This is a genomic window from Bacillus sp. MBGLi79 (assembly GCF_002953915.1).
Genome location: NZ_CP026521.1, coordinates 1707434 through 1709731 on the forward strand (window position 1 = coordinate 1707434; position 2298 = coordinate 1709731).

General features: G+C 46.0%; 2 protein-coding genes and 1 pseudogene. All 3 read left to right on the top strand.

Annotated features, from left to right (window positions below):
- Window positions 1-1699 (top strand): annotated as a pseudogene (gene ptsP, locus C1T29_RS08680) (phosphoenolpyruvate--protein phosphotransferase); the annotation flags it as partial.
- A 120-nt stretch (window positions 1700-1819) separates the two neighbouring features.
- On the top strand, window positions 1820-2053 hold the full coding sequence (locus tag C1T29_RS08685; protein ID WP_208945654.1) for a transcriptional regulator SplA domain-containing protein: 234 nt from the start codon (window positions 1820-1822) through the stop codon (window positions 2051-2053).
- 73 nt (window positions 2054-2126) lie between these two features.
- The coding region (locus C1T29_RS08690; RefSeq protein WP_369122224.1) for a spore photoproduct lyase family protein at window positions 2127-2298 on the top strand (172 nt) is incomplete at its 3' end.

Genomic DNA, 2298 nt, shown 5'->3' on the forward strand with positions numbered 1-2298 from the left:
TAGGCGCTTCAGCCGGTATTGCGATCGCCAAAGCATATCGGCTTGAGGAGCCTGATCTAACGGTTGAAAAGAAAAACATCTCTGATTCTGATGCGGAAGTAAATCGTTTTGAAGACGCCATCGAGCGTTCTAAAAAAGAGCTTGAAATCATTAAAAACCATGCATTGAAAGAGCTTGGAGAAGATAAAGCGGAAATCTTTTCTGCACATTTGTTAGTATTAAGCGATCCGGAACTGTTAAACCCGATTAAAGACAAAATCAAATCGGACTCCGTCAACGCGGAATTCGCTTTAAAAGAAACGGCCGACATGTTCGTCACAATGTTCGAGTCGATGGATAACGAATATATGAAAGAACGCGCCGCAGACATCCGCGATGTCACCAAGCGTGTCACAGGGCATCTTCTCGGCGTTGAAATTCCGAACCCGAGTCTGATTTCCGAAGAGGTCATCATCGTAGCCGAAGACTTGACACCGTCTGATACAGCGCAACTAAACCGCAACTTTGTTAAAGGGTTTACAACAGATATCGGCGGACGGACGTCCCACTCAGCCATCATGGCGCGCTCGCTTGAAATTCCGGCCGTTGTCGGCACAAAAGCGGCAACAAAAGGCATTCAAAACGGCGTAACAGTGATCGTTGACGGTATCAATGGCGATGTCATCGTTGATCCTGCCCAGGAAACAATCAGCGAATACGAAGAAAAGCATCAAGCCTTCCTGGCGCAAAAAGCCGAATGGGCGAAGCTTGTCAATGAACCGACTGTAACGAATGACGGACATCATGTGGAACTTGCCGCTAATATCGGTACACCTGATGATGTAAAAGGCGTTCTGGAAAATGGAGGAGAAGCAGTCGGCCTTTACCGGACTGAATTCCTTTACATGGGCAGAGACCAGCTTCCGACTGAAGAGGAGCAATTTGATGCCTATAAAACCGTTCTTGAGCGTATGGAAGGCAAATCAGTTGTCGTTCGTACTCTTGATATCGGCGGAGACAAAGAGCTTCCATATTTAGAACTGCCAAAAGAAATGAACCCTTTCTTGGGATACAGAGCGATCCGTCTTTGCCTTGATGAGCAAGAGATTTTCAGAACGCAGCTTCGTGCGCTGCTTCGGGCAAGTACATATGGAAACTTAAAAATTATGTTCCCTATGATCGCGACTGTAAACGAATTTAAAGAAGCGAAAGCAATTCTTTTAGAAGAAAAAGAAAAGCTGAAAGCTGAAGGTCAACAAGTTTCCGAAGACATTGAAGTCGGTATGATGGTTGAAATCCCTTCAACAGCTGTGATCGCTGATCAATTCGCTAAAGAAGTCGATTTCTTCAGCATCGGAACGAATGACCTGATTCAATATACGATGGCTGCTGACCGGATGAATGAGCGGGTATCTTACCTTTACCAGCCGTACAATCCTGCGATTCTCCGCCTGATCACGCTTGTCATTGAAGCGGCCCATAAAGAAGGAAAATGGGTCGGCATGTGCGGCGAAATGGCGGGAGATGAAATTGCGATCCCAATCCTGCTCGGTCTTGGCTGGACGAGTTCTCAATGAGCGCGACGTCAATCCTGCCGGCAAGAACGCAAATCAGTAAGCTTTCTAAAAAAGAGACGGAATCGTTCAAAGAGCAAATTCTGTCCATGAGCACAACAGAAGAGGTTGTACAATTCGTAAAAGAAACCTTCAATATGGCATAAGCGATTGAAAATCCGGACAGGCATAACCAATGCCCGTCCGGGTTTTTTTGTTGATCTGAATGATCTCGGCTGCGGCGGAAATAATACATGTGACCAATAGTTAGAAAGGGGGATTTTGATATGCCCAGGCAGCCATTCAAACCGGGTGAGGAGGTCTATGTCATTTACCGGAACCCGCATGCCGCCAATGTCGCGCATATAAAGGAAGCTGAAGTCGTTGATCACCCGCTTCACGAAGGTGAACTGGCATTGTTTATGTATGATACATATCACGCCTTTGCCGAAGATGATGCCGTTTTTTCTTCATATGAAGAGGCGGAACGGCTTTACCGTGAGTTATTTGACGGGGTATGAAAATATTACCGGTATATCACATCCTCTAAATGCAAAAAGTAACGGAAATAAGCAAAGGATGTGTCTGTTTCCAATGGTAAAACCGTTTGTTCCCCAGCTCGTCTATATTGAACCGAGAGCGCTGGAATACCCGCTGGGAAAAGAGCTGAGGGATAAATTTTCAAACATGGGGCTTGAGATCAGGGAAACGACTTCACACAATCAGGTGAGGAATATCCCGGGGGAAGGCCACCTGCAAAAATACA

Bases quoted from the DNA above. Each gene is read 5' to 3' on its own strand.
- C1T29_RS08685 (WP_208945654.1), top strand. From the start codon at position 1,820: ATGCCCAGGCAGCCATTCAAACCGGGTGAGGAGGTCTATGTCATTTAC.